At 67.1% G+C, this 20,146-nt stretch carries 18 protein-coding genes; 8 read left to right on the top strand and 10 right to left on the bottom strand.

The features are described 5' to 3' along the window. Positions 1-7 precede the first annotated feature (7 nt). Genes AC1DKV_RS18520 through accB form a run of 4 tightly spaced genes read right to left on the bottom strand, consistent with a single transcriptional unit; the run spans position 8 to position 4,929 of the window. Positions 8-1,510: a carboxylase gene (locus AC1DKV_RS18520; protein WP_441615926.1), complete on the bottom strand. Its 1,503-nt coding sequence runs from the start codon at positions 1,508-1,510 to the stop codon at positions 8-10. A 4-nt stretch (positions 1,511-1,514) separates the two neighbouring features. Next, the gene (locus AC1DKV_RS18515; protein WP_441615924.1) at positions 1,515-2,984 is read right to left on the bottom strand and encodes a hypothetical protein; all 1,470 of its coding nucleotides are present in this window, start codon (positions 2,982-2,984) and stop codon (positions 1,515-1,517) included. After that, a complete protein-coding gene (gene accC / locus AC1DKV_RS18510) occupies positions 2,981-4,432 on the bottom strand; it encodes an acetyl-CoA carboxylase biotin carboxylase subunit (RefSeq protein WP_441615922.1) in 1,452 nt (483 codons plus the stop codon). Before accC ends, AC1DKV_RS18515 begins: the two co-directional genes overlap by 4 nt. Positions 4,433-4,434: 2 nt before the next feature. Continuing rightward, positions 4,435-4,929, bottom strand: a complete 495-nt coding sequence (accB, locus tag AC1DKV_RS18505; protein WP_441615921.1) for an acetyl-CoA carboxylase biotin carboxyl carrier protein — start codon at positions 4,927-4,929, stop codon at positions 4,435-4,437. Positions 4,930-5,075: 146 nt separating this feature from the next. Between accB and AC1DKV_RS18500 the strand changes: the two genes are divergently transcribed. The 8 genes from AC1DKV_RS18500 (at position 5,076) to AC1DKV_RS18465 (ending at position 14,112) form a co-directional block, all read left to right on the top strand. Then, a complete protein-coding gene (locus tag AC1DKV_RS18500) occupies positions 5,076-5,300 on the top strand; it encodes a biotin/lipoyl-binding carrier protein (protein ID WP_441615919.1) in 225 nt (74 codons plus the stop codon). 5 nt (positions 5,301-5,305) lie between these two features. After that, positions 5,306-6,085 (top strand): GntR family transcriptional regulator, encoded by a 780-nt coding sequence (locus AC1DKV_RS18495; RefSeq protein WP_441615917.1) that lies wholly within the window; start codon positions 5,306-5,308, stop codon positions 6,083-6,085. Then, entirely contained in the window at positions 6,082-7,659 is a 1,578-nt protein-coding gene (locus AC1DKV_RS18490; protein ID WP_441615915.1) for a class I adenylate-forming enzyme family protein, read from the top strand. Before AC1DKV_RS18495 ends, AC1DKV_RS18490 begins: the two co-directional genes overlap by 4 nt. Further along, positions 7,656-9,287: an acyl-CoA carboxylase subunit beta gene (locus tag AC1DKV_RS18485; protein ID WP_441615913.1), complete on the top strand. Its 1,632-nt coding sequence runs from the start codon at positions 7,656-7,658 to the stop codon at positions 9,285-9,287. The genes AC1DKV_RS18490 and AC1DKV_RS18485 overlap by 4 nt, the downstream gene beginning before the upstream one ends. 15 nt (positions 9,288-9,302) lie before the next feature. Further along, the gene (locus tag AC1DKV_RS18480; protein ID WP_441615911.1) at positions 9,303-10,892 is read left to right on the top strand and encodes an acyl-CoA carboxylase subunit beta; all 1,590 of its coding nucleotides are present in this window, start codon (positions 9,303-9,305) and stop codon (positions 10,890-10,892) included. 41 nt (positions 10,893-10,933) lie between these two features. Next, positions 10,934-12,253 (top strand): MFS transporter, encoded by a 1,320-nt coding sequence (locus AC1DKV_RS18475; RefSeq protein ID WP_441615909.1) that lies wholly within the window; start codon positions 10,934-10,936, stop codon positions 12,251-12,253. A 370-nt stretch (positions 12,254-12,623) separates the two neighbouring features. Then, a complete protein-coding gene (locus AC1DKV_RS18470) occupies positions 12,624-13,196 on the top strand; it encodes a TetR/AcrR family transcriptional regulator (protein ID WP_441615907.1) in 573 nt (190 codons plus the stop codon). Between the two features lie 34 nt (positions 13,197-13,230). After that, positions 13,231-14,112 carry an NmrA family NAD(P)-binding protein gene (locus AC1DKV_RS18465; RefSeq protein WP_441615905.1) on the top strand — a complete coding sequence of 294 codons (882 nt, stop codon included), beginning with the start codon at positions 13,231-13,233 and terminating at the stop codon, positions 14,110-14,112. A gap of 207 nt (positions 14,113-14,319) precedes the next feature. On the opposite strand, the gene AC1DKV_RS18460 is transcribed toward AC1DKV_RS18465, so the two are convergent. Genes AC1DKV_RS18460 through AC1DKV_RS18435 form a run of 6 tightly spaced genes read right to left on the bottom strand, consistent with a single transcriptional unit; the run spans position 14,320 to position 20,104 of the window. Continuing rightward, on the bottom strand, positions 14,320-15,393 hold the full coding sequence (locus AC1DKV_RS18460; RefSeq protein WP_441615903.1) for an acyl-CoA dehydrogenase family protein: 1,074 nt from the start codon (positions 15,391-15,393) through the stop codon (positions 14,320-14,322). Between the two features lie 34 nt (positions 15,394-15,427). Next, positions 15,428-16,585 carry an acyl-CoA dehydrogenase family protein gene (locus tag AC1DKV_RS18455; protein WP_441616498.1) on the bottom strand — a complete coding sequence of 386 codons (1,158 nt, stop codon included), beginning with the start codon at positions 16,583-16,585 and terminating at the stop codon, positions 15,428-15,430. A gap of 5 nt (positions 16,586-16,590) precedes the next feature. Beyond that, entirely contained in the window at positions 16,591-17,364 is a 774-nt protein-coding gene (locus AC1DKV_RS18450; RefSeq protein WP_441615901.1) for an enoyl-CoA hydratase/isomerase family protein, read from the bottom strand. 38 nt (positions 17,365-17,402) lie between these two features. Then, positions 17,403-18,395 (bottom strand): NAD(P)H-dependent flavin oxidoreductase, encoded by a 993-nt coding sequence (locus AC1DKV_RS18445; protein WP_441615900.1) that lies wholly within the window; start codon positions 18,393-18,395, stop codon positions 17,403-17,405. Continuing rightward, positions 18,392-19,945 carry an acyl-CoA synthetase gene (locus AC1DKV_RS18440; protein ID WP_441615898.1) on the bottom strand — a complete coding sequence of 518 codons (1,554 nt, stop codon included), beginning with the start codon at positions 19,943-19,945 and terminating at the stop codon, positions 18,392-18,394. The genes AC1DKV_RS18445 and AC1DKV_RS18440 overlap by 4 nt, the downstream gene beginning before the upstream one ends. Positions 19,946-19,960: 15 nt before the next feature. Continuing rightward, positions 19,961-20,104, bottom strand: a complete 144-nt coding sequence (locus tag AC1DKV_RS18435; protein WP_441615896.1) for a hypothetical protein — start codon at positions 20,102-20,104, stop codon at positions 19,961-19,963. Positions 20,105-20,146 lie beyond the last annotated feature (42 nt).

The following is a 20,146-nucleotide window of genomic DNA, read 5'->3' as shown; positions in this document are numbered from 1 at the left end:
GCGCTCCTCAGTTCGCGCTCAGCGAGAACTCGCTGCCGCGGACCTGCACCTTCGCCTTGCTCTGGCGCTGTGCCAGGCCGGCCACGAGATCGACGACCGGGTGGTGGACGCTGAAGCTGTCGCCCGTGCCCGTCGGCGCCAGGCCGTTTACCTTCTCGTCGCCGTACATATAGCGCAGCAGCAGTTCGTCGTCGCCCATGTTCTTGTAGCGCTGGCGCAAGCCCGGCAGCACCGGTTCGATCACGGGGGGCGTCAGGCTCACATCCTTCGAGCCGTTGGCGATGACCTTGTCCTTCACGTTCGCGTCGACCGGCAGCGGCAGGGCGCCGAAATACCCGCAGACGTACTTCTTCACTTCATCCGGGACGGCCTTGTAGCGCTCGCCGTTGATGACATTCATCACCGCCTGCGCCCCGATGATCGCGGGATAGGGCGTGACCATGATCGGCGAGCCGAGCTCCACCCGCACCCGCCCGATCTCTTCCAGCACCGCCGGCAGCTTGTCGGAAATGCCGGCGAGCTTGAGCTGAGATTCCAGGTTGCTCATCGCGCCGCCCGCGTACTGGGTGATGTAGTGGCTGGGCTCGTATTCGGCAGGCACGCCGACCGGATGGCCTTCCCGCTCGGCCAGCGCGCCAAGATACGCGCCCACTTCGTCGAGCAAGTCGTCATTGACCACCACGTCGAAGCCGATCTCGCGCAGGTTGCGCGCAATCATCTGGCTGGCCGGCAGCGAATTGCCATTGGCCATCGGGTCCACCGCCGTCAGGATGCTGTCGGCGCCGTGCACCGCGGCCTCGAGTGCGAGCAGCGGCCCGAGTCCGGTCAGGCAGTGGGTGTTGAATTCCAGTCGTGCTCGATCACCGATGGCCTGCTTCATTGCCGGCACCAGGGTGCGTACGCGGTCGATCGTCAGGATGCCGGCCGCATCGGCCAGCGTGACGGTCTGCACGCCAAAGCGCTCGACGGCCTCGCGCGCCTTGCGCGCATACAAGGCGTCGTCATAGCCGGGCGCGATGTTGTAGCCGAGCAAGAGCGTCACGTTGGCGCCGAGCCGGCGCGCCGTGGCGATGCTGGGGGCGAGGTTGTCCGAGCACATCAGCGCATCGAAGATGCCGATGTCGCGGACGCCGTTGGCGATCTGCCGCTCGACGAAGAGCTCGGTGATGTCGTCGGCCACCGGAAAGAAGCCGCGCATCAGGTTGCTGCGGATGGCGGCGCGCAGCGGCGTGCGCGTGAAGCGCTCGCGCAGCAGGCGGATGCGTTCGAACGGGTCCTGGTTCAGGAACAGCACGCTGGCATCGAACTGCACCAGCGCGATCGCCTGCAGCGACAGGAAGCCGGCCTGGTCCATGCGTTCCGCTATCGGCAGCATGTGCTCGGTGCGCATGCGGGTGGCCCACAGGCATTGCTGGCCGTCGCGCAGCGTGTCGTCGGTCAGGTGGATGGTGCGGCGCTTGCCGGTGCGCGCGGTTTCCGCGGCGACCAGTTTCTTGAGGTCTTCGAGCATGAGTTCAGCCCTCCGTGCCCTGGAGTTGGATCGAAACGCCGGGGCCCTGCACGCTGAGTTGCGCATAGGGTGCGGCGCGTGCCGTGAGTCCGGCCAGGAGTGCATCCGCTGGCGTGGTGGGTACATAACGCAGCGCGTCTGGTGAAGCCGGTGCAGGAAGCGATTCCGGTGCGACGCCGCAGGCAAGGAAGAGCACCAGCGCCGCGTCATTCGACGTGGGATGTGCCGCGCGCAATGCGGCGAGCGATGGTGCCGCTGCCTTGGGCACCGCACCGACACGCTGGAGCAACCCGGCGTCGACATTGCCTGCCGCCGCGCCGTGAACCTGCTGCAAGGCGCGGCGCACGCCGGGCCGAAGCTCGGCATAGCGCGGCAGGCCCTGCAGGTGCCGCAGCGCCTGTTCCGCAATCGGCCGCGCGAACGGCGCCAGCATCGGCGGCATGCCGATCTCGCTGCGGACCAGCGCGCACTCGTTGGCAAAGGCGTGCAGCTTGTGCGTCAGCCCCAGTTCGGCCAGCCGTTGCATGCACTGCGCAGCGACTTCGCCCGGCAACTGGTGTGCGTAGGGGGCGAGGTCAAAGACCCACGGGCGGGCCGGCGCGAAGCCGTGGCGATCGGCCAGTTCCGCGAGCAGGCGGCCGGCGTCGCCCACGGCGTGCAGTGTCTGCTCGCTCGCCGGTGTTCCCAGGGCCAGCATGCGCAGCGATTTCAGCAGCGTGCCCAGCGCCGGCACCGAGGCGCCGTTGGCGAGCGGCGCGAACGCGGTGTCGAGCCCGGCGATACCCAGCCGTATCGCCTCCAGCGCAACCATGGGACCGAGCGCGGTCTGGCAGCGCAGATGCAGATCCAGCGGCGTGGCGCCCGGTCCCGTGCCCAGTCCCGCGCGCAGCGCGGGCAGCAGCGTGGCCAGGCGGTCCGGGGTCAGCAGGCCGGCTTCGTCGCGCAGCATCACGCGGGCCGCGCCTGCCTCGGCCAGGGCCGCGGCCTGCTCCTGCAACGCATCGTCGCTGTGCGTGGAGCCGGGCGCGAACGGCAGGGCCGCGATCATGGTCAGGCCGAGCGCCTTGCCAGCCTTCAGCACCGGCGCGATACGCGCGATCTCCACCATCGGGTCGAGCAGCACGATCTCGGACACGCCGCGCTGCGCCAGTTCGCGCAACCACAGCGTGACGGCCTCGGTCGGTAGCACATCGATGCCGCGCCTGCCATGTTCCGTCAGCAGCGCAATGGCGGCGCGCAGCGCAATGCCGGGGCAGCGTTCGCGCAGCAGCGCGATGCGCTGCCAGGGGTCTTCGCCCCTCGTCACGCATTGCTGCAGCGTGGCCGGGGAGGCGACTTCGATCGCCGCCGGGGCGGCCGCCGCCAGCCGCGCGGCGACGGCAAGCATCATCGGGGTCGTCATGGCGCCGGCCCAGCGCGCGCTCTGGCCGTCGGTCAGGCTGACGTCGGTGTAACGCAGGGCGGGCGTGCTCATGACTTCACCTCGGCGGCAGCCAGTGCCTGCTTGGCGGCCTGCGCAGCGGCCTTTTGCTCCGCCTTGCGCTGCGGCAGGAAGGTATCTTCGACCCAGCGCGTCGTGACCCGGCCGCCGACGAAGTCTTCATGCGCCAGCACGGCGTCATGGAAGCGCGCGGTCGTGGTCGGGCCTTCGACCTGCAGGCCTTCCAGTGCGGCGCGCATGCGCGCGATGGCTTGCTCGCGCGTGGCCGCATGCACGATCAGCTTGCCGAGCAGCGAATCGTAGTAGGGCGGCACGGTGTAGCCGGCATAGCAATGCGTATCGACGCGGATGCCTTCGCCGCTTGGCACGTCCCAGCGCGAGATCAGCCCCGGACGCGGCAGGAAGTTGCGGTCCGGGTCCTCGGCGTTGATGCGGCATTCGATGGCATGTCCCTGCAGCTGGACGTCGTCCTGCGTGAACGACAGCGGCAGCCCGGCCGCAACCCGGATCTGCTCGGCGACCAGGTCGAAGCCGGTGATCATCTCCGTCACCGGGTGCTCGACCTGGATGCGCGTGTTCATCTCCAGGAAGAAGTACTTGTTATCGCGCTGGTCGACCACGAACTCGATCGTGCCCGCGCCGCAGTAGCCGGCGTTACGTGTCAGGCTCACCGCGCACTCGCCCATGGCCTGGCGCATTGCCGCATCGACCGCCGGGGAGGGTGCCTCTTCGATCAGCTTCTGGTGGCGGCGCTGCGTCGAGCATTCGCGTTCGCCAAGGTAGACCACGTTGCCGTGCGCATCGGCCATCACCTGGATCTCGATATGGCGCGCATGCTCGATGAATTTCTCCATATACAGCGTGGCGTCGCCGAACGCGGACTGCGCCTCGTTGGCGGCCGAGCTCATCAGCGATTCAAGTTCGCTTTCTTCCCTGACCACCCGCATGCCGCGCCCGCCGCCGCCGGCGGTGGCCTTGATCAGCACCGGGTAGCCGATCTGCGCCCCGACGTGGCGCGCATGCGCCACATCGGCCAGCGCGCCGGAGCCGGGTACGCGCGGTACGCCAGCCTGCTCGGCCAGGCCCACGGCGGTGATCTTGTCACCCATCGCATCGATGGCTTCGGCAGACGGCCCCACGAACACCAGCCCGGCCTTGATGCAGGCGCGCACGAACGACGAGCGTTCGGACAGGAAGCCGTAGCCGGGATGCACCGCGTCGCAGCCAGTGCGCAAAGCCGCCTCGACGATCTTGTCGGCACGCAGGTAGCTCTCGGCAGCGAGCGGGGGACCGAGCACGACCATTTCGTCGGCCAGCCTGGCGGCTAGCGTATCGGTGTCCGCTTCGGAGACACCTGCCACCGCCTCGATACCCAGGGTGCGGCAGGCGCGAATCACGCGCACGGCGATTTCGCCACGGTTGGCGACGAACACGCGCCGGATATCGCGCTTTGCCACGGGGGCTTGTGCATTGTTGTTCATATTCAGCCCTCCTGTGCCGGCTTCATCAGCATCACGATCTGGCCGTGCTGCACCGGCTTGCCGTCCTCGACCACGATGCGCTCGACGGTGCCTGCCACTTCGGCCTTGACCGAGTTGAACATCTTCATCACCTCGACCAGACACACCGTGTCGCCGATATCGACCGTGCTGCCCACCGCGACAAAGGCCGGCTGGTCGGGGCTGGGGTGCAGATAGAAGGTGCCGACCATCGGCGCGCGTACCGCAACCAGGCCCGCAGGCACGTCTTCAAGAGGGGGTGGCGCGGCAGACGCACCGGTGGTGCCGGGGGCTTGCGCCGCAGGCACGGCGGCGCGCGGGGCGGCGGACTGCGGTGCCCGCTCTGGCGCGAACGCCGCGGCCCCGGGCTTGCGGGCATGCAGCGCGAACTCGCCGACCGTCACGTCCAGCGATTCCAGGTGTTCAGCGCTGTCGAGGATTTCGAGGATACGACGTACGTCGGTATGGGAAAGGGGCATGGCTTTGTCTCCATCTACGGAAGTGTGCGCGTCTTCGTCAGCGCATGGATTCATTAAATCATGCTCACATTCCTATTGTCAACAATCGTAATGTAGAATAAAGTCCAGTCATCCGACGTGGGGTCGGGCTAATTCAGGAACTCGACATGACGACAGAGACGATTCGATCCGAGATCACCGGCACCGTGTGGAAGGTAGTGGTGGAACCAGGCACCGCGCTGCAGGCCGACGACACCATCATGATTCTCGAATCGATGAAGATGGAGATCCCGGTGCTGGCGCCCGAAGTCGGCAGGGTCCTCAAGCTGCTGATCGCCGAGGGCGAGCCGGTGCGCGAAGGGCAGGAAATCGCGGTCTTCGAAGAAGAGTGAGCGCCATGAAGCACCCGGACGCGGCAGGGGACTCGCAAGGGGCGCCGATGCGCGCCGGCGCGAGCCATCACTTGCAGACGGTGCCGGAGCAGATCGCAGAGCGCATCTTCGCGGCCATCGAACGGGGCGAGTACGCGCCGGGCGAACGCATCCGCGAAGAAACGCTCGCCGAGCAGTTCGCGGTGAGCCGCGGACCGGTGCGCGAAGCGTTGCGCATCCTGGAGAAGGACTCGGTCGTGCGCATCCTGCCCAATCGTGGCGCCCACGTCACGCAGCTCTCCATCAAGGAGGTCTGCGACCTCTTCGATATCCGCCGCGACCTGGTGGCCGCGATGATCCGCCGGCTTGGCCGCCGCAACGATGCGGTCATTGCCTGGATCGACGCCGAAGTGCGCGAGCTTGAAACGGTGGTGCAGGGCTGCGGCCCGGGCGACGCCTATCTCGCCATCATCGACCGCCTGGGCCGCATGCTGGCCGACAGTTCCGGCAACGAGCGGCTCGCTGAAATCCTGGGCTCGCTGGCGCGGCAGACGCGGCGCTACGCCAGGCTCGGGCTGGCCACCGCGGCGCGACGCGAAGCATCGGCACGCATCTGGCGGACGCTGCTGAACGACCTGAAGGCCGGCGACGCGAACCGCGCGGCCAATGCCATCGAACAACTGATCGACGCTTCGCGCCACGAAGCCGTGAGGCAACTGGAGGCGGACACGGCGAGCGCCGGGCGCGAAGCCGCCGGACACGAAAGGGCGAGTGCCGCCCTCCGAACAAAGGACTTGCTCCAATGAGTGCAAAGAGAATCGCAGGCCATGCCCTGTCATGGGCCGCAGCGCAGTTTCGCGACCGGCCCGCGGTCGTGTTCCGCGACCGCAGCTTCAGCTATACGCAGATCGAACGGCGCAGCAATCAGCTCGCCAACGCGCTGATCGGCCTGGAACTGCGTCCCGGCGAACGGCTTGCCGTGCTGCTCAACAACTCGGTGGAGAGCATCGACAGCCAGTTCGGCGCCGAAAAGGCGGCGCAGGCCTACGTGGCCCTGAACGCGCGCCACACCTTGCGCGAGCAGGCGGCGATCCTCAACGACGCCGAGGCTTCGGTGCTGATCGCCGGCGCCGAGTTTCGCGAGATTGCGCAGCAGGTGCGCCATCACGTGCCGTCGCTGCGGCACGTGATCGGCGTGGGCTGGCATGACGCCGGCGTGCTCGGGTTCGATGCGCTGCTCGCCCGCGCTTCGGACCGTTTCCCGGGCCTTGAGGTGCCGGCCGGTCTGCTGCTGCGAATCGCCTACACCTCGGGGACGACCGGCCAGCCGAAGGGCGTTGCCTATAGCATCGAGCGCTGGGAAGCACGCCTGGCCAACCAGTTTGGTGCCATGGAATACGGCCTCGGCATCGATGACGCGATGCTTCACGCCGGCCCGCTCACACACGCGGCCGGGGTGCACCTGCTGCCGTGCTACTTGCGTGGGGCACGCAATATCGTGGCCGACCGCTTCGATGCCGGGCAGGTGCTGGCGCAGATCGCCAGCGATCGCATCACCCAGTTGATGGTGGTGCCTACCATGCTGAGCCGCCTGCTTGAAGCGCTGGCCGCCAACCCCGCCGCGGACGTGTCTGCCCTGCGGCGCGTGCACTACGGCACCGCGCCGACGCCAACCAGCACGATCCATGAGGCGCTGCAGCGGCTGGGTCCGATCCTGCGCCAGCAATACGGCATGACCGAAGCGGTCCAGCCCTTGTCCGTGCTCTACCCGCACGAGCACCTGGAGCACGGCCAGCCCTCGGCGCGCATCGCCTCGTGCGGCCGGCCGACCATGAATGTCGGGATCACGGTGCGCGATGCCGACGGGCAAGCCTTGCAGACCGGTGAGGTGGGCGAGATCGCACTGGCGCACCAGGGCATCGGCGCCGTGGCGTTCTGGCGCCGGCCAGACCTGGAGCGCGAATCCATCCGTGACGGCTGGTATTACAGCGGCGACCTTGGCCGCTTCGACGACGAAGGCTTTCTCTACATCGTCGGCCGCAACAAGGACATGATGATCAGCGGCGGCTTCAACGTCTATGCGCGCGAAGTCGAGGACGCGCTGCACGCGCATCCGGCTGTAGCGGAGGTGGCGGTGCTGGGCCTGCCCGACGCCGAGTGGGGCGAGGTGGTCGCGGCATTCGTGGTGCGCCGGCCCGGACAGGGCGGCGACGCCGATGCGCTCGGCCGCCATTGCGCCGGGCTGATCGCCGGCTACAAGAAGCCACGCGTGATCGAGTTTGTCGACGCGCTGCCGCGCAACCATGCCGGCAAGGTGACCAAGAACGACTTGCGCGACGCCTACCTGGCGCGCCATGCAGAAGGAGCGATTTCCAAATGAACACGACTCAGGCAACCCAGCCCGCAACGCAGTCTCCAACCCAACCTGCAACCCAACCTGCCAATGGCGAATGGACGGACGAGCTCCATGAGCTGACACAGCGCCGCGCCATCGCGCATGCACTCGGCGGCGAGGAGCAGGTCGCGCGCCATCACGCACAAGGCAAGCTCACCGCGCGCGAACGTATCGATTACTTGCTCGACGCCGGCAGCTTCGCCGAGATCGGCGTGCTGGCCGGTTCCGTCAAATACGGCGCGGATCGCAAGCGCGAGCAGTTCACGCCCAGCAATGCGGTCGTCGGCATCGGCAAGATCGACGCGCGGCGCACGGTGGTGGCGGCCGACGACTTCACGATCCGCGCCGGCTCGTCCGAAGGCTCGGTATCGGAAAAGTGGATCTACGCTGACCGTTACGCCTGGGAGTACAAGCTGCCGATCGTGCGCATGGTCGACAGCGCCGGCGGCAGCGTCAAGCTGCTCGACAAGCTCGGCCACACCAAGATCCCGGGCTACGCCATGTTGCCGATGACGCAGCTGCTCGGCGCCGTGCCGGTCGTTGGTATCGCGCTGGGCGCCTGCGCGGGCCTTGGCGCGGTGCGGGTCGGTTCCGCCCACCTGTCCATCATGATTCGTGGCAAGAGCCAGGTCTTCGCCGGCGGGCCGCCGGTAGTGAAGCAGGCGCTGGGCCTCGACATCGACAAGGAGGGGCTGGGCGGCTACGACGCGATGCACCGATTCAGCGGCGCGGTGAGCCTGGCCGTCGAAACCGAAGAGCAGGCCCTGGAGGCCACGCGGCGTTTCCTTTCGTACCTTCCCGGCAATGTGTGGGAACAGCCGCCGCGCGTGGCCTGCGAGGATCCGGTCGATCGCTGCGACGAGTGGCTCAACCGCGCGATCCCCGCCGACAAGCGCAAGGTGTTCCAGGCGCGCAAGATCCTGAAGGCGATCTTCGATGAAGGCTCGCTGTTCGAGATGTCGCCGGACTTCGGCGGCTCGACCATCACCTGCCTGGCGCGCCTGAACGGCCATGCGGTAGGCGTGATGACCAACAACCCGATGGTGATGGGCGGCGCCCTGACGCGCGCCGCCGCGCTGAAGATGGCGCGCTTCGTCGACCTGTGCGACACCTTCCACCTGCCCATCGTCAACCTGGCCGATCAACCGGGCGTGATGACCGGCCCCGACGCCGAGCGCGAAGGCACGCTGTCCGCCGCGCTGCAGGCCATGCATGCGATCGAGCAGTCTGGCGTGCCTTGGCTGGCGATCGTGCTGCGGCGTTGCGTGGGCTTGGCCGGCGCCATGCTGAGCCCGTGGCACGGGCCGTCGGGCACCGCGCTGCCGAACCGCTATGCGTGGCCGTCGGCACGCTGGGGCTCGATCCCGGTCGAAGGCGGCGTTGCCGCGGCCTACAAGCAGGACATCGCCGCGGCCGCGGACCCGGTCGCACACCGCCTGGACCTGGAGGCGCACTACCACGCGATCTCCTCGCCGATGCGCACCGCCGAACGCTTCGGTGTGCTCGACATCATCGAACCGGCGAGCACGCGACCGCTGCTTTGCGCCTGGGTCGAAGACGCATACCGGGCCACCGCCCGCCGCCTCGGCCCGGTCGGCCGCACGATGCGCTAAGGGAGGACCACCGGCATGGACACCACGCTCGAACTTCCCGACCCGGTGACGGATACCGCAGCGGGCCCTGGCAGCTACGAGGCACAACGCGCCCGGCTCGACGCCCGTATCCGTGAGGCCCTGGCGATGGGAGGCGAAGCCAAGCTCGCCCGGCGCCGGGCCAGCGGCCATCTGAACGCGCGCGAGCGCATCGCGCAACTGTTGGACGACGGCTCGTTCAGCGAGACTGGCATGCTGGCGGTCTCGGTGCTTCCCGCCGACCGCGGCACATCGCCGGCCGACGCCAAGATCACCGGCACGGGGCGCGTCGACGGACGGCGAGTGGCGGTGGTGTCGAACGACATGACCGTCATGGGCGCGTCGTCCTCGGCGGTCAACATGCGCAAGATCGCCCGCCTGAAGGAGACGGCCACGCGCAGCGGCATGCCGCTGATCTTCCTGGGCGAGTCGAGCGGCTCGCGTGTGCCTGACAGCCTGGGCGCGGAAGCGATGGCCGGTGCCGGCCAGGACCCGCAGCAGTACTGCCGCCGGCGTGAAATTCCTTGGGTGAGCGCGGTGCTCGGGCCTTGCCTGGGCTCGTCGACCTGGTACACCTGCCTTTCCGATTTCGTGGTCATGCGCAAGGGCGCGTTCCTCGCGGTGTCGAGCGCGCGGGTCACGTCGCTGGCCATCGGCGAAGCGGTCGATCCCGGGGAACTCGGCGGCTGGAAGCTGCATGCCGAGCAGACCGGGCTGGTGGACGTGATCGTCGACAGCGACGAGGAAGCGCTGGCGGCAATCCGCCGCTTCCTCGGCTACCTGCCGTCGCACGCCGGCGTCCGCCCGCCGAGCCTCCCGGCTGCCAAGGCGACCGCGCCCGACGCGGACAGGCTCCTCGAACTCGTGCCGTCGGCGCGCAGCAAGACCTACGATATGCGCAAGGTCATCGCCGGCATCGTCGACGAAGGCAGCTTCTTCAACCTGAAGGATCGCTTCGGTCGTGCCGCGGTGACCGGCCTGGCGCGGCTGAATGGCGAGAGCGTGGGCATCGTCGCCTCGAATCCGATGTTCAAGGGCGGCGCGATGGACCCCGAGGCTTGCCGCAAGGTCACGTCGTTCCTGGTGATGTGCGATTCGTTCAACATACCGATCCTCTTCCTGGTCGACACGCCGGGCTTCCTGGTCGGCATCGAGGGCGAGCGCAAGGCTGCACCCGCGCATATCATGAACATGATTCACGCCGTGCAACTGTGCAGCGTGCCTAAGCTGTCAGTCATCCTGCGCAAGAGCTACGGCCAGGCCTACATCAACATGGGCGGCGGCCGCAACAGCGACGAGGTGGCGGCCTGGACCAGCGCCGACACCAGCTTCATGGACCCGCAGATCGGCGTCAGCGTGCTCCACGGCATCAAGCGCGAGGACGACCCGGCGCGCTTTGACCGACTGAAGGCCGAACTGGCGCGCGATACCTCGGCCTACGCACTGGCCGGCGCCTTCGGCGTACAGGCCGTGATTCCCCCGCAGCAGACCCGCGCCTGGCTGATCGAAGCATTGGCCACCCATCGCCGCGAAGGTAACGGCGGCATCGGCCAGCACGAGATGCGCGCGTGGCCGACGTACATCTGAATGCACTTCGACCAGTAGGCTTAACCCAAGGGATGCCAGACGTGAAAACCACTACCCTGTCGGCCGTAACGGCCAACACCCCCCTGAACGCGCCCGCCGGGCTGTCGCGTGCCCATGCGTGGGTCGTGTTCGCGCTCACCTTTGGCCTGATGCTGTCCGACTATCTGTCGCGCCAGCTCATCGGCGCGGTATTTCCCGCCTTGAAAGCCGAATGGGCGCTCTCCGACTCGCAACTCGGGATGCTGGTGAGCGTGGTCTCGCTTGCCGTCGGCGTGCTGTGCGTGCCGATTTCACTGGTCTCGGACCGCTGGGGACGAGTCAAGAGCATCACGCTGATGGCCTTCGTGTGGTGCCTGGCGACTATCGCCTGCGGCCTGGCGCAGAGCTATGGCCAGTTGCTGCTGGCGCGGATGTTCGTCGGCCTCGGCGAGGCGGCTTACGGTGCAGCGGGGGCCGCGTTGCTGGCCCATGTGTTTCCCGCCAGGCAGCGCGCCGCGGTGCTGGGCGCATTCCTGTCGGCCGGCTTGTTCGGGTCCGTACTCGGCGTGGTCGTCGGGGGCGCCGTGGCGGCCCAGGCGGGGTGGCGCATGGCCTTCTTTGCCGTGGGGGCGCCGGGCCTGCTGCTGGCCCTGATCTATCCCTTCGTCGTGCGCGACTACAAGACCGCCGCGTTGAGCGCCGAGGGGCAGGGGGATGCCGCGCCGGCCCGGCTGCGCCTCGGCCAGATCGCGCGCGAAGTGTTTGCCGCGCGCTCGGGCAATCTCACCTACGTCGCGAGCGGATTGCAGATGGCAATACCGGCGATCCTCATTGCATGGCTGCCGACATACCTCGGCCGCTACCAGGGCATGGACGTGAAGCAGGCAGGGCTGATGGCCGGCGTGGCCGTGCTGGCTTCCGGCATCGGCATGATCTTTGGCGGCGGTCTGGCGGACCGGCTTAGCGCCAGGCATCCGCGACGCCGGGCGCTGGTGCCCGCCGCCTATGCGGTGCTGTCGGCTCTGGTACTGATTACCGCATTCGCGCTGCCGCCCGGTCCGCTGGCCCTGGGCCTGATCTTCCTTGGCGCATTGTTCGCCGCCGCGCACGGAGGCTGTTCCGGGGCCATCGTTTGCGATGTCACCCATCCCGGCGTGCGCGCGACGGTGACGGCGATCATCTCCCTGGCCAACAACCTGATTGGCCTCGCGCCGGGCCCCCTGCTCGTCGGCGCGTTCTCGGACGTTCTCGGCCTGAAGCCGGCACTGACGCTGGCGCCCGTGTTTGCGCTGGCGGCGGCGGTCTTCTTCGTCCTGGCCTCGCGCACCTACGAGGCAGATGCCGCGCGCCATCGCACAAGCGGGACGCAAGAGCCAGCCTGACCGTATTTCGTGATCGTTCGACCCACACAGTTAGAACAGAAGACAGGGGCGGGAGGTGTGCCGCTCTTTGGCTCGCTTGTCGCCTTTCTGTCTGACCGCCGTCCCGTGCCGGGCGTTCTGGAAACGCCTGCATTGGGGGAGCGTCGGGTGTGGGCAAATCATCTGCCCTTACGCGTTGGTTTGAGACCGTCTCGATGCGACCCGCCGTGATCAACGGTCTCAAGGCCTCTGCCCAGGGCGCCACGGCCCCTGGCTTCAGGTCTACTAATCCGCACTCGCTTCGCGCAAGCTTCTCTTCTTGACTTCCATTTAGATGGTACCTACAATCTATTTAAGATTGTTAGCGACCACACACAACAGGAGCGGCGAGATGAGGAAGACGAAGGTCGAGACGGCGGAAACCCGTCGACGCATTGTCGAGGTTGCCGCGCGGGAATTCCGGCTGAACGGCATCCAGGCGACGGGGCTGAGCGACGTGATGTCTCCGTTGAACCTTACGCAGGGCGGCTTCTATCGGCATTTCGACTCGAAGGACCAGTTGGTTGCAGAAGCGTGTTCTCAGGCCATGACTGAAGTGATCGAGGGGCTGACAACGGTCGCTCGCGACAGTCAGGCTGCCAGCGGTTTCGCCGCCATGGTGGAAGCCTACGTGTCTCAGGCCCACCGCGACACACCGACCGGCGGATGCCCTCTGGCGGCAATGGGAAGCGAACTCGCCAGGGCCGATAAACAAACGCGCGCGGCCGCCGCGCAAGGTTTTGATGATCTGGTCGACGTACTGGCGAAGCAACTGGCGGACAAGCCGCCGCAGGAAGCCAGGTCGTCTGCCGTGTTCGCGCTGGCAGCCATGATCGGGGCCGTCACGATGTCAAGAGTCGTTGAAGATGCCGACGCTTCAACGGCGATTCTGGAGGATGTGAAGCAACACCTCGGGGCGATGTAAACCTGTCGGACACATTCACAGATTGGAGTAATTAATGGAACAGCGCAAATTCCTCATCACGGGCGCCACGGGCAAGACCGGCGTCTACACCGTCCGGTTCCTGCTGAAGGCGGGGCACGCGGTTCGCGCCTTCGTACACCAGGAGGATGAGCGGAGCGCAGCCCTGCGCGAAGAAGGGGCAGAGATTTTCGTCGGCGACCTCCTCGAGCACGACGACGTGATTCGCGCCATGGACGGAGTGGACGGCGCGTACCTGTGCTATCCGGTTCGTCCCGGCTACATCCAGGCCACCTCGTACTTCGCTGATGCCGCACGGCGTGCCGGCGTCGAGGTCGTGGTCGAGATGTCGCAAATCTCGGCGCGGGAAGATTCCAGGAGCCATGCCGCGCGCGATCACTGGATTGCCGAGCGCGTTCTCGACTGGTCCGACGTTCCGGCAGTCCATATTCGCCCGACGTACTTCTCCGAATGGCTGACATTTCCGTGGGTGCTCGATCCTTTGGTGCAGGAAGGCAAGATCACGCTGCCCTACGGGGAAGGGCGTCATGCGCCGATCGCAGCCGAGGACCAGGCGCGTCTGATCGCCAACATTCTCGCGGAACCCGCAGGCCATATTGGCAAGACTTACTCTCTATTCGGCCCCGTCGAGCTGAATCAGCAGGAGATCGCCAGCGAGATCAGCAAGGTGCTGGGACGCGAGATCACCTATGTGCCATCGACCCTCGAGCAATATCGCGAACATCTGGAGAAGTACAAGCTGCCTGAGTTCGTGATCCAGCATTTCCTTGAAACCGCCATCGACTATCAGAACGGAATCTTCTCCGGTACGGATGGCGTTATCGAAGAAATCACGGGCAAGGCGCCGCAGACCGTGGCTGCGTTTGTACAGGCCAATCGCCAGGTGTTCCAGGCGTAATTTCGCCAGGAACCTGCCGCCCACACAGTCCAATGATCGTGTGGGCGGACGGGCGGGGGCGCAGGTTCATGAAAGGCGGTGGTAGCACGAAATCCAATTCGAACGGTACATCCGGCATTGGCCTTGAACCGATCAGGAGAAAGAAGTGAGCATCCCTGTCACTATCGGTGGCTTGATTGCGCCCGATTCGGAACTGATACGCCCACGCTAGCCGCGACAAGGGACATACGCGCCGAAGCGCAGTTTCAGCAGTGCTTCGCTTACCACCTCCCGCCTCCCGCCTTGCTCCTCCAATAGCGTGGCTTTTCTCACAAACTCCACGGTGCCTGCTTCACTGGCCAGGAGGGCTTCCCCGACCTGGACAGACCAACACGCCTCCGATCCGTGCGCGGCCCGCCATTCGTGCAACCGCCGCGTCAGCAATTGCAGGTCATACTCCTGCGTCACCCCGATCGCCCCATGCAGACCATGCGCGCTCGCGGCTACCAGTTGCGCCGCCTCGCTGCTGCGTGCCTTCGCAATCGCCGCCGTCAGTCGCTGCGGCTGCGTGCCGTTGGTGCCGAAGGCGAGCTCGGCGGCCACCGTGGCGGCGGCGATGTGCTCGGTCATGACCGCCAGTTGATGCTGGATCGCCTGGTACTTGCCGATCGACTTGCCGAACTGCGAGCGGTCCTGGCAGTACTGGAGCGTCATCGCGCCGACGCGCGCGGCGGCCCCCGCGATCAGCGCGGCGTGGAGTGCGGCGCCCCATGCCTGGACGTCGGCGGAGGTCGCACCGGGCAGAGGCGTGGCGACATCGCCGGGCAGCCAGCGCAATGTCGCGCGCTGGCTGCCGCGCACGCCTGTGCCGATGCGCTCGGCCCCGCGGCAGTCGAGCAGATGCAAACCGTCAGCCGTGCCGGCCAGGGTGAAGTCGGCGACCGCACCGAACGGCGTGTATGCGCACACGAGCGCGCCGTTGGCCTCGCGGCGGCACGACTGGGCCAGCGTGATCATGCCGCCCGGCGCGGCGGTATCGGTGCGTGCGAGCAGCGCGCGGGCGGCGATGCTTTGCGCGAGCGGCACCGGCACGGCGTGGCTGCCGATGGTGGTGAAAATCGAAAAGAGGTCGGACAGCGACAGTCCCGCACCGCCGGCGTCTTCGGCGGCTAGCAGTTCGAGAAATCCGGCGTCGGCGAGCGCGTTCCACGCAGGCGCGGGATCGGCCCCGGCTTCGATCGCGCGAATGGCAGCCGGCGTGAATTGGTCCTGCAGGATGGCTTCAATGGCTTCTGTGAACATGGGTGGTCTCCCGTATATGGCCTGCGGGGGCGTCTCAGCGCAGGCCTAGCGCGCGCGCGATCATGCCGCGCAGGATTTCGCGCGTGCCGCCGCGCAGCGAGAAGGTCGGCGAAATCTGGCTCAGGTATGCGACCGTGCGGTACAACTCGGGGTCGGGCGGCGAGTCCGGGTCGGCGGCCATCGCGGATTCGATATAGGCCGGAATGGCCTGTTCGATCTCCGTGCCGAGGTCTTTCACGAGCGCGGCTTCGACCACCGGGCTTTCGTGGCGTGCGAGCTTGGCCGTCACGGCGACCGACATATTGCGCAGCGTGGCGATATGCGTGACGAATCGACCGAGCGCGGCAGCCTCTTCGCGCGTGGCGCCATGGCGGCGCAGGTGGTTCGCCCACAGGTCGAGCAGCACGATGCTCGAGTAGATGCGCTCCGGCCCGCTGCGCTCGAAAGCAAGTTCGGCATTGACCTGCTCCCAGCCGCTGCCTTCTTCGCCGATCAGCGTGTCGGCGGCAAGCTCGACGTTGTCGAAGACGACTTCGCAGAAATGCGCGTCGCCTGTGAGGTCGTGGATCGGGCGGATCGTGACGCCCGGCAGCGACAGATCGACGATGAGTTGGGACAGCCCTTTCTGTTTGTCCTCCGGCGCGCCCGACGTGCGCACCAGTGCGATCATGTACTGGCAGTGATGGGCATTGGTCGTCCAGATCTTCTGCCCGTTCAGCCGCCAACCCGTCCCGGTCGGCGTGGCGCGGCTGCGTACGCTGGCGAGGTCGGAGCCGGAATTGGGCTCGCTCATGCCGATGCAGAAGAATGCCTCGCCACGGCACAGGCGCGGCAGGTAGAACTGCCGCTGCGCTTCGCTGCCATAGCGCAGGATCTGCGGACCGCTCTGGCGGTCGGCGATCCAGTGCGCGGCGACGGGTGCGCCCGCGCTCAGCAGTTCCTCAACGAGCACGAAGCGGCGGAACGCATCGATCCCCGCGCCGCCATAGGCGGGCGGCAGCGTCAGCCCGACCCAGCCGCGCGCGGCGAGGCGACGGCTGAAATCGGCGTCGAAGCCCATCCACGAGCGCGCGCGGCGCTCGGCGGACGCCGCCGGCTGGTGATCTGCGAGGAATTGCCTGACTTCGGCGCGGAAGGCCTCGGCCTCGGGCGGAAGCTCGGCGAGGCGGAAGGTTTGCAGCAACTGGTTCAGCATCACTATTTCCCCGTGAATACGGCGGCACGGCGCGCGGCCGTGGCGGCCACGCCTTCGGCGAAATCGGCAGTCTGCACCTGCCATTCCTGTTCCGACGCCTCGCGGTCCACGGCGGCAGACACGGCGTCGGCCAGGCCCTGGCGCAGCGTGGCGCGGGTCGACACCACGGCCAGCGGCGCCGATGCCGCGATTTCCTGCGCGAGCATCACGGCGTGCTCGAGCACGGCGTCGTCCGGCGCCAGCACGTCGGCCAGACCGATCTCGACCGCCTCGCGGCCGGTGATCCGGCGTCCGGTGAACAACAGCTTCGTAGCCTGCTGCATGCCGATCAGGCGAGGCAGCGTGACCGACAGCCCGAAGCCCGGATGAATGCCGAGCCGGTTGAAGTTGACCGCGAAGCGCGCGGCGTCGCTGGTCACACGGAAATCGGCCACCAGTGCGAGTCCGACGCCGCCGCCGATGGCCGGGCCATGTACCGCGGCGATGATCGGCTTGCGCGTGCGAAACAGGCGCACGGCGTGCTTGTAGATCCGGCGCGGCATCTGCGGATCGGTGGGGCCGCCCGAGAAATCGGCGCCGGCGCAGAAGGCCTTGCCTTGCGCGGCGAGCACGATGGCGCGGCACGACGCATCGTCGTCGAGGCGTTCGAAGATCGCAACGAGGTCATGGATCAACGCCTCGTCGAAATAGTTGTGTGGGGGACGTACCAGCTCGACGATCGCCACGTGGCCGTCATGGCGCACGGCGATGTCCCGGGAGTCTTGATGAGATTGCATGGAGGTCTCCTGTATCGCTTCTTTTGTACAAAGTGCCATCACGACATGGTGGCACCGAGGCGCGCGGTGGCTTGCCGCGCGTCGGCCATCAGCCGTGCGACGATGGCACCGGCCGGCTCGATGCGATCGGCGAATCCGCCGGCCGGTCCGAGTGACACGATGCCCGCTTCGACATCGCCGCCTTCGTACACGCGCTCGCGCGTGCGGGCCGAGAGAATCAGGTCGCCGAACTCGGCATGCGAGCGCGCACCCTGCGCTTCGAGTTGCTGCACCGCGCGGGCGGTGTCGTTCGCCAGTACGCGCCAGGTGTCGCCGAGCGTATCGAGGATGGCGACCGAGCAATGTTCGTCGGACGCCGCGATGCGTTCCTTTAGCGCCCGATGCGCGATGATCTCGTCGGCCACCATGAAGCGGCTGCCGAGCACCACGGCGTCGGCGCCCATCGCAAGCGCAGCGGCAATCTGGCGGCCGCTGCCAATGCCGCCGCCGATCGCCAGCGGCACGCGCACGCGTTCCAGCGCAAAGGCGCCGTTGACGAACGCCGATAGCTTGTTGGCGCCGGGATGGCCGCCTTCTTCCAGTCCGACCAGCGCCACCGCATCCACGCCCAGCCGCTCTGCCGACAGCGCATGGCGCACGCTCGGGCATTTGTGGATCAGCACGCCGCCGCCGCGCTGGATCGGGCCGACCAGCTCCGCCGGCGAATTGCCGGCGCTTTCGAAATGCCGCACGCCTTCTTCGAGCGCGATGCGGACCCAGTCCTGCACGGCAGCGTTGTGGCCGGCGCGGCGCGCCAGCGTCAGGTTGACGCCAAACGGCTTGCCGCCGGTCAGTTCACGGCAACGGCGCAGGTCCTGGCGCAGCGCGTCAGGCGTGGCGAACGAGCGCGCCGTGATGAAGCCCATCGCCCCGGCGTTGACGACAGCCGCCACCACGCCGGATTCGCCGAGATGGTGCATGCCGCCGAGCAGGAGCGGGTGACGGATGCCGAACAGGTCGGTCAGGCGCGTGCGGAACCGCGCGGCCGTCATGACGGCTTCCAGTAGCGTTCGCGCAGCGAGGTCTTGTAGAGCTTGCCGGTCGGCAGACGTGGCATCGCGTCGATAAAGTCGAGCGAGCGCGGGACCATGTACTTCGCCACCTTCGTGCGCAGGTAGGCGAGCAGTTCCTCCGCCAGTTCCGGGGTCGGGCTGACGCCTGCCGCCGGCTCCACGATGGCCTTGACCTCCTCGCCCATCTCCGGATTCGGCACCCCGATGACGGCGGCGTCGCCCACACTGGGATGGATCACCAGCGCATCCTCGATCGCCTGCGGATAGATGTTGACCCCGCCCGAAATGATCATGAACGCCTTGCGGTCGGTCAGGTACAGATAGCCGTCGGCATCGACATGCCCCACGTCGCCCACCGCGGTCCAGCTCGGATGGCGTGGGTGCTGCGCGGCGCGTGTCTTTTCCGGATCGTTGTGGTAGTGGAACGGCAGCGTGTCGCGCTCGAAGTACACCGTCCCGGTCTTGCCGGCAGGCAACTCGTTGCCGTCATCGTCGCAGATGCGGATGCGGCCGAGCAGGGCCGTGCCGACTGATCCGGGGTGGGCCAGCCATTCCTGCGTGTCGAGGCTGGTCGACCCGTTGCCTTCGGTGGCGGCGTAGTACTCGTACAGGATCGGTCCCCACCAGGCGATCATGTCGCGCTTGGTTTCCTGCGGGCATGGAGCGGCCGCATGAATGGCCACGCGATGGCTTGACAGGTCGTACGCGCCGCGCGCCGCGCCATCGAGCTTGAGCATGCGGATGAACATGGTCGGCACCCACTGGCTATGGGTGACTCGATGGCGTTCGATCATGCGCAGCGCGTCTTCGGCGTCGAACTTCTCCATGAAAATGACGGTACCGCCGCCGAACTGCGTTTCCAGCCCGTAGCCCAGTGGTGCCGTGTGGTACAGCGGCGCCGGGGACAAGTACACGGTATTGGCGTCGAAGCCGTAGCGGTCGAATTGCGGGCGGCGCGCGGAGCCGGAGCCCTCGGTGACCTTGCCTTCGGCCTGGGCGCGGAGGATACCCTTCGGGCGTCCCGTTGTGCCGGAGCTGTAGACCATCGTGGCGCCGAGCCATTCGTCGGCCAGGCGCTCGGCGGGGCAGGCAGCAACTTCTGCTTCGTAGCTGTCCCAGCCAGGAATCGTGCCATCGATCATCAGCCGCTTGCGGCAGGTCGGCATGATGTCGCGCAGGGCCGTGGCCAGGTCGCGCATGGCCCAAGAGGTCACGACGACCTGGGCATTGCTGTCTTCGATGATATAGGCGGCCTCCGGGGCGGTCAGGTAGCGGTTGACCGGCGTGATCAGCAGCCCGGAGCGCAACGCGGCCCAGCACACCTCGAAGCAGCGGATATTGTTCTCCAGCACCATGGCAAGGTGGTCGCCACGGCGCAGGCCAAGCGCGTAGAGGTACTGGGCGAAGCGGTTGGAGCGTTCGTCAAGTTCTTGGTATGTGAGCAAATCTCCCGTGGTGCCGTTGATGACGGCGGGCTTGTCGGGCGTCTGCGCGGCGTGGTCGCCGAGGTATTTCGGGGTTTTCGTCATGGCTTGGGCTCGCGATCAGCGTTGCGGAATCTCGCCGGAAACATCGGCGTTGGCGGCGGCCTGGCGCACCAGTGCCGGAATCTCGGCGACCACTTCCTGCGCAGGCGCACTGGCGGCGCCAGTGACGACGACGCGGTTTTTGCAGATCTGTTGTTGCATGGTTGCTTCTCTGAGTATTCCGATGGATGCTCGATGGTCCTT

The organism is Cupriavidus sp. 05T41, assembly GCF_056396525.1.
Note: the sequence above shows the minus strand (reverse complement) of the source record. Positions and strands in the feature narration are given on the sequence as shown.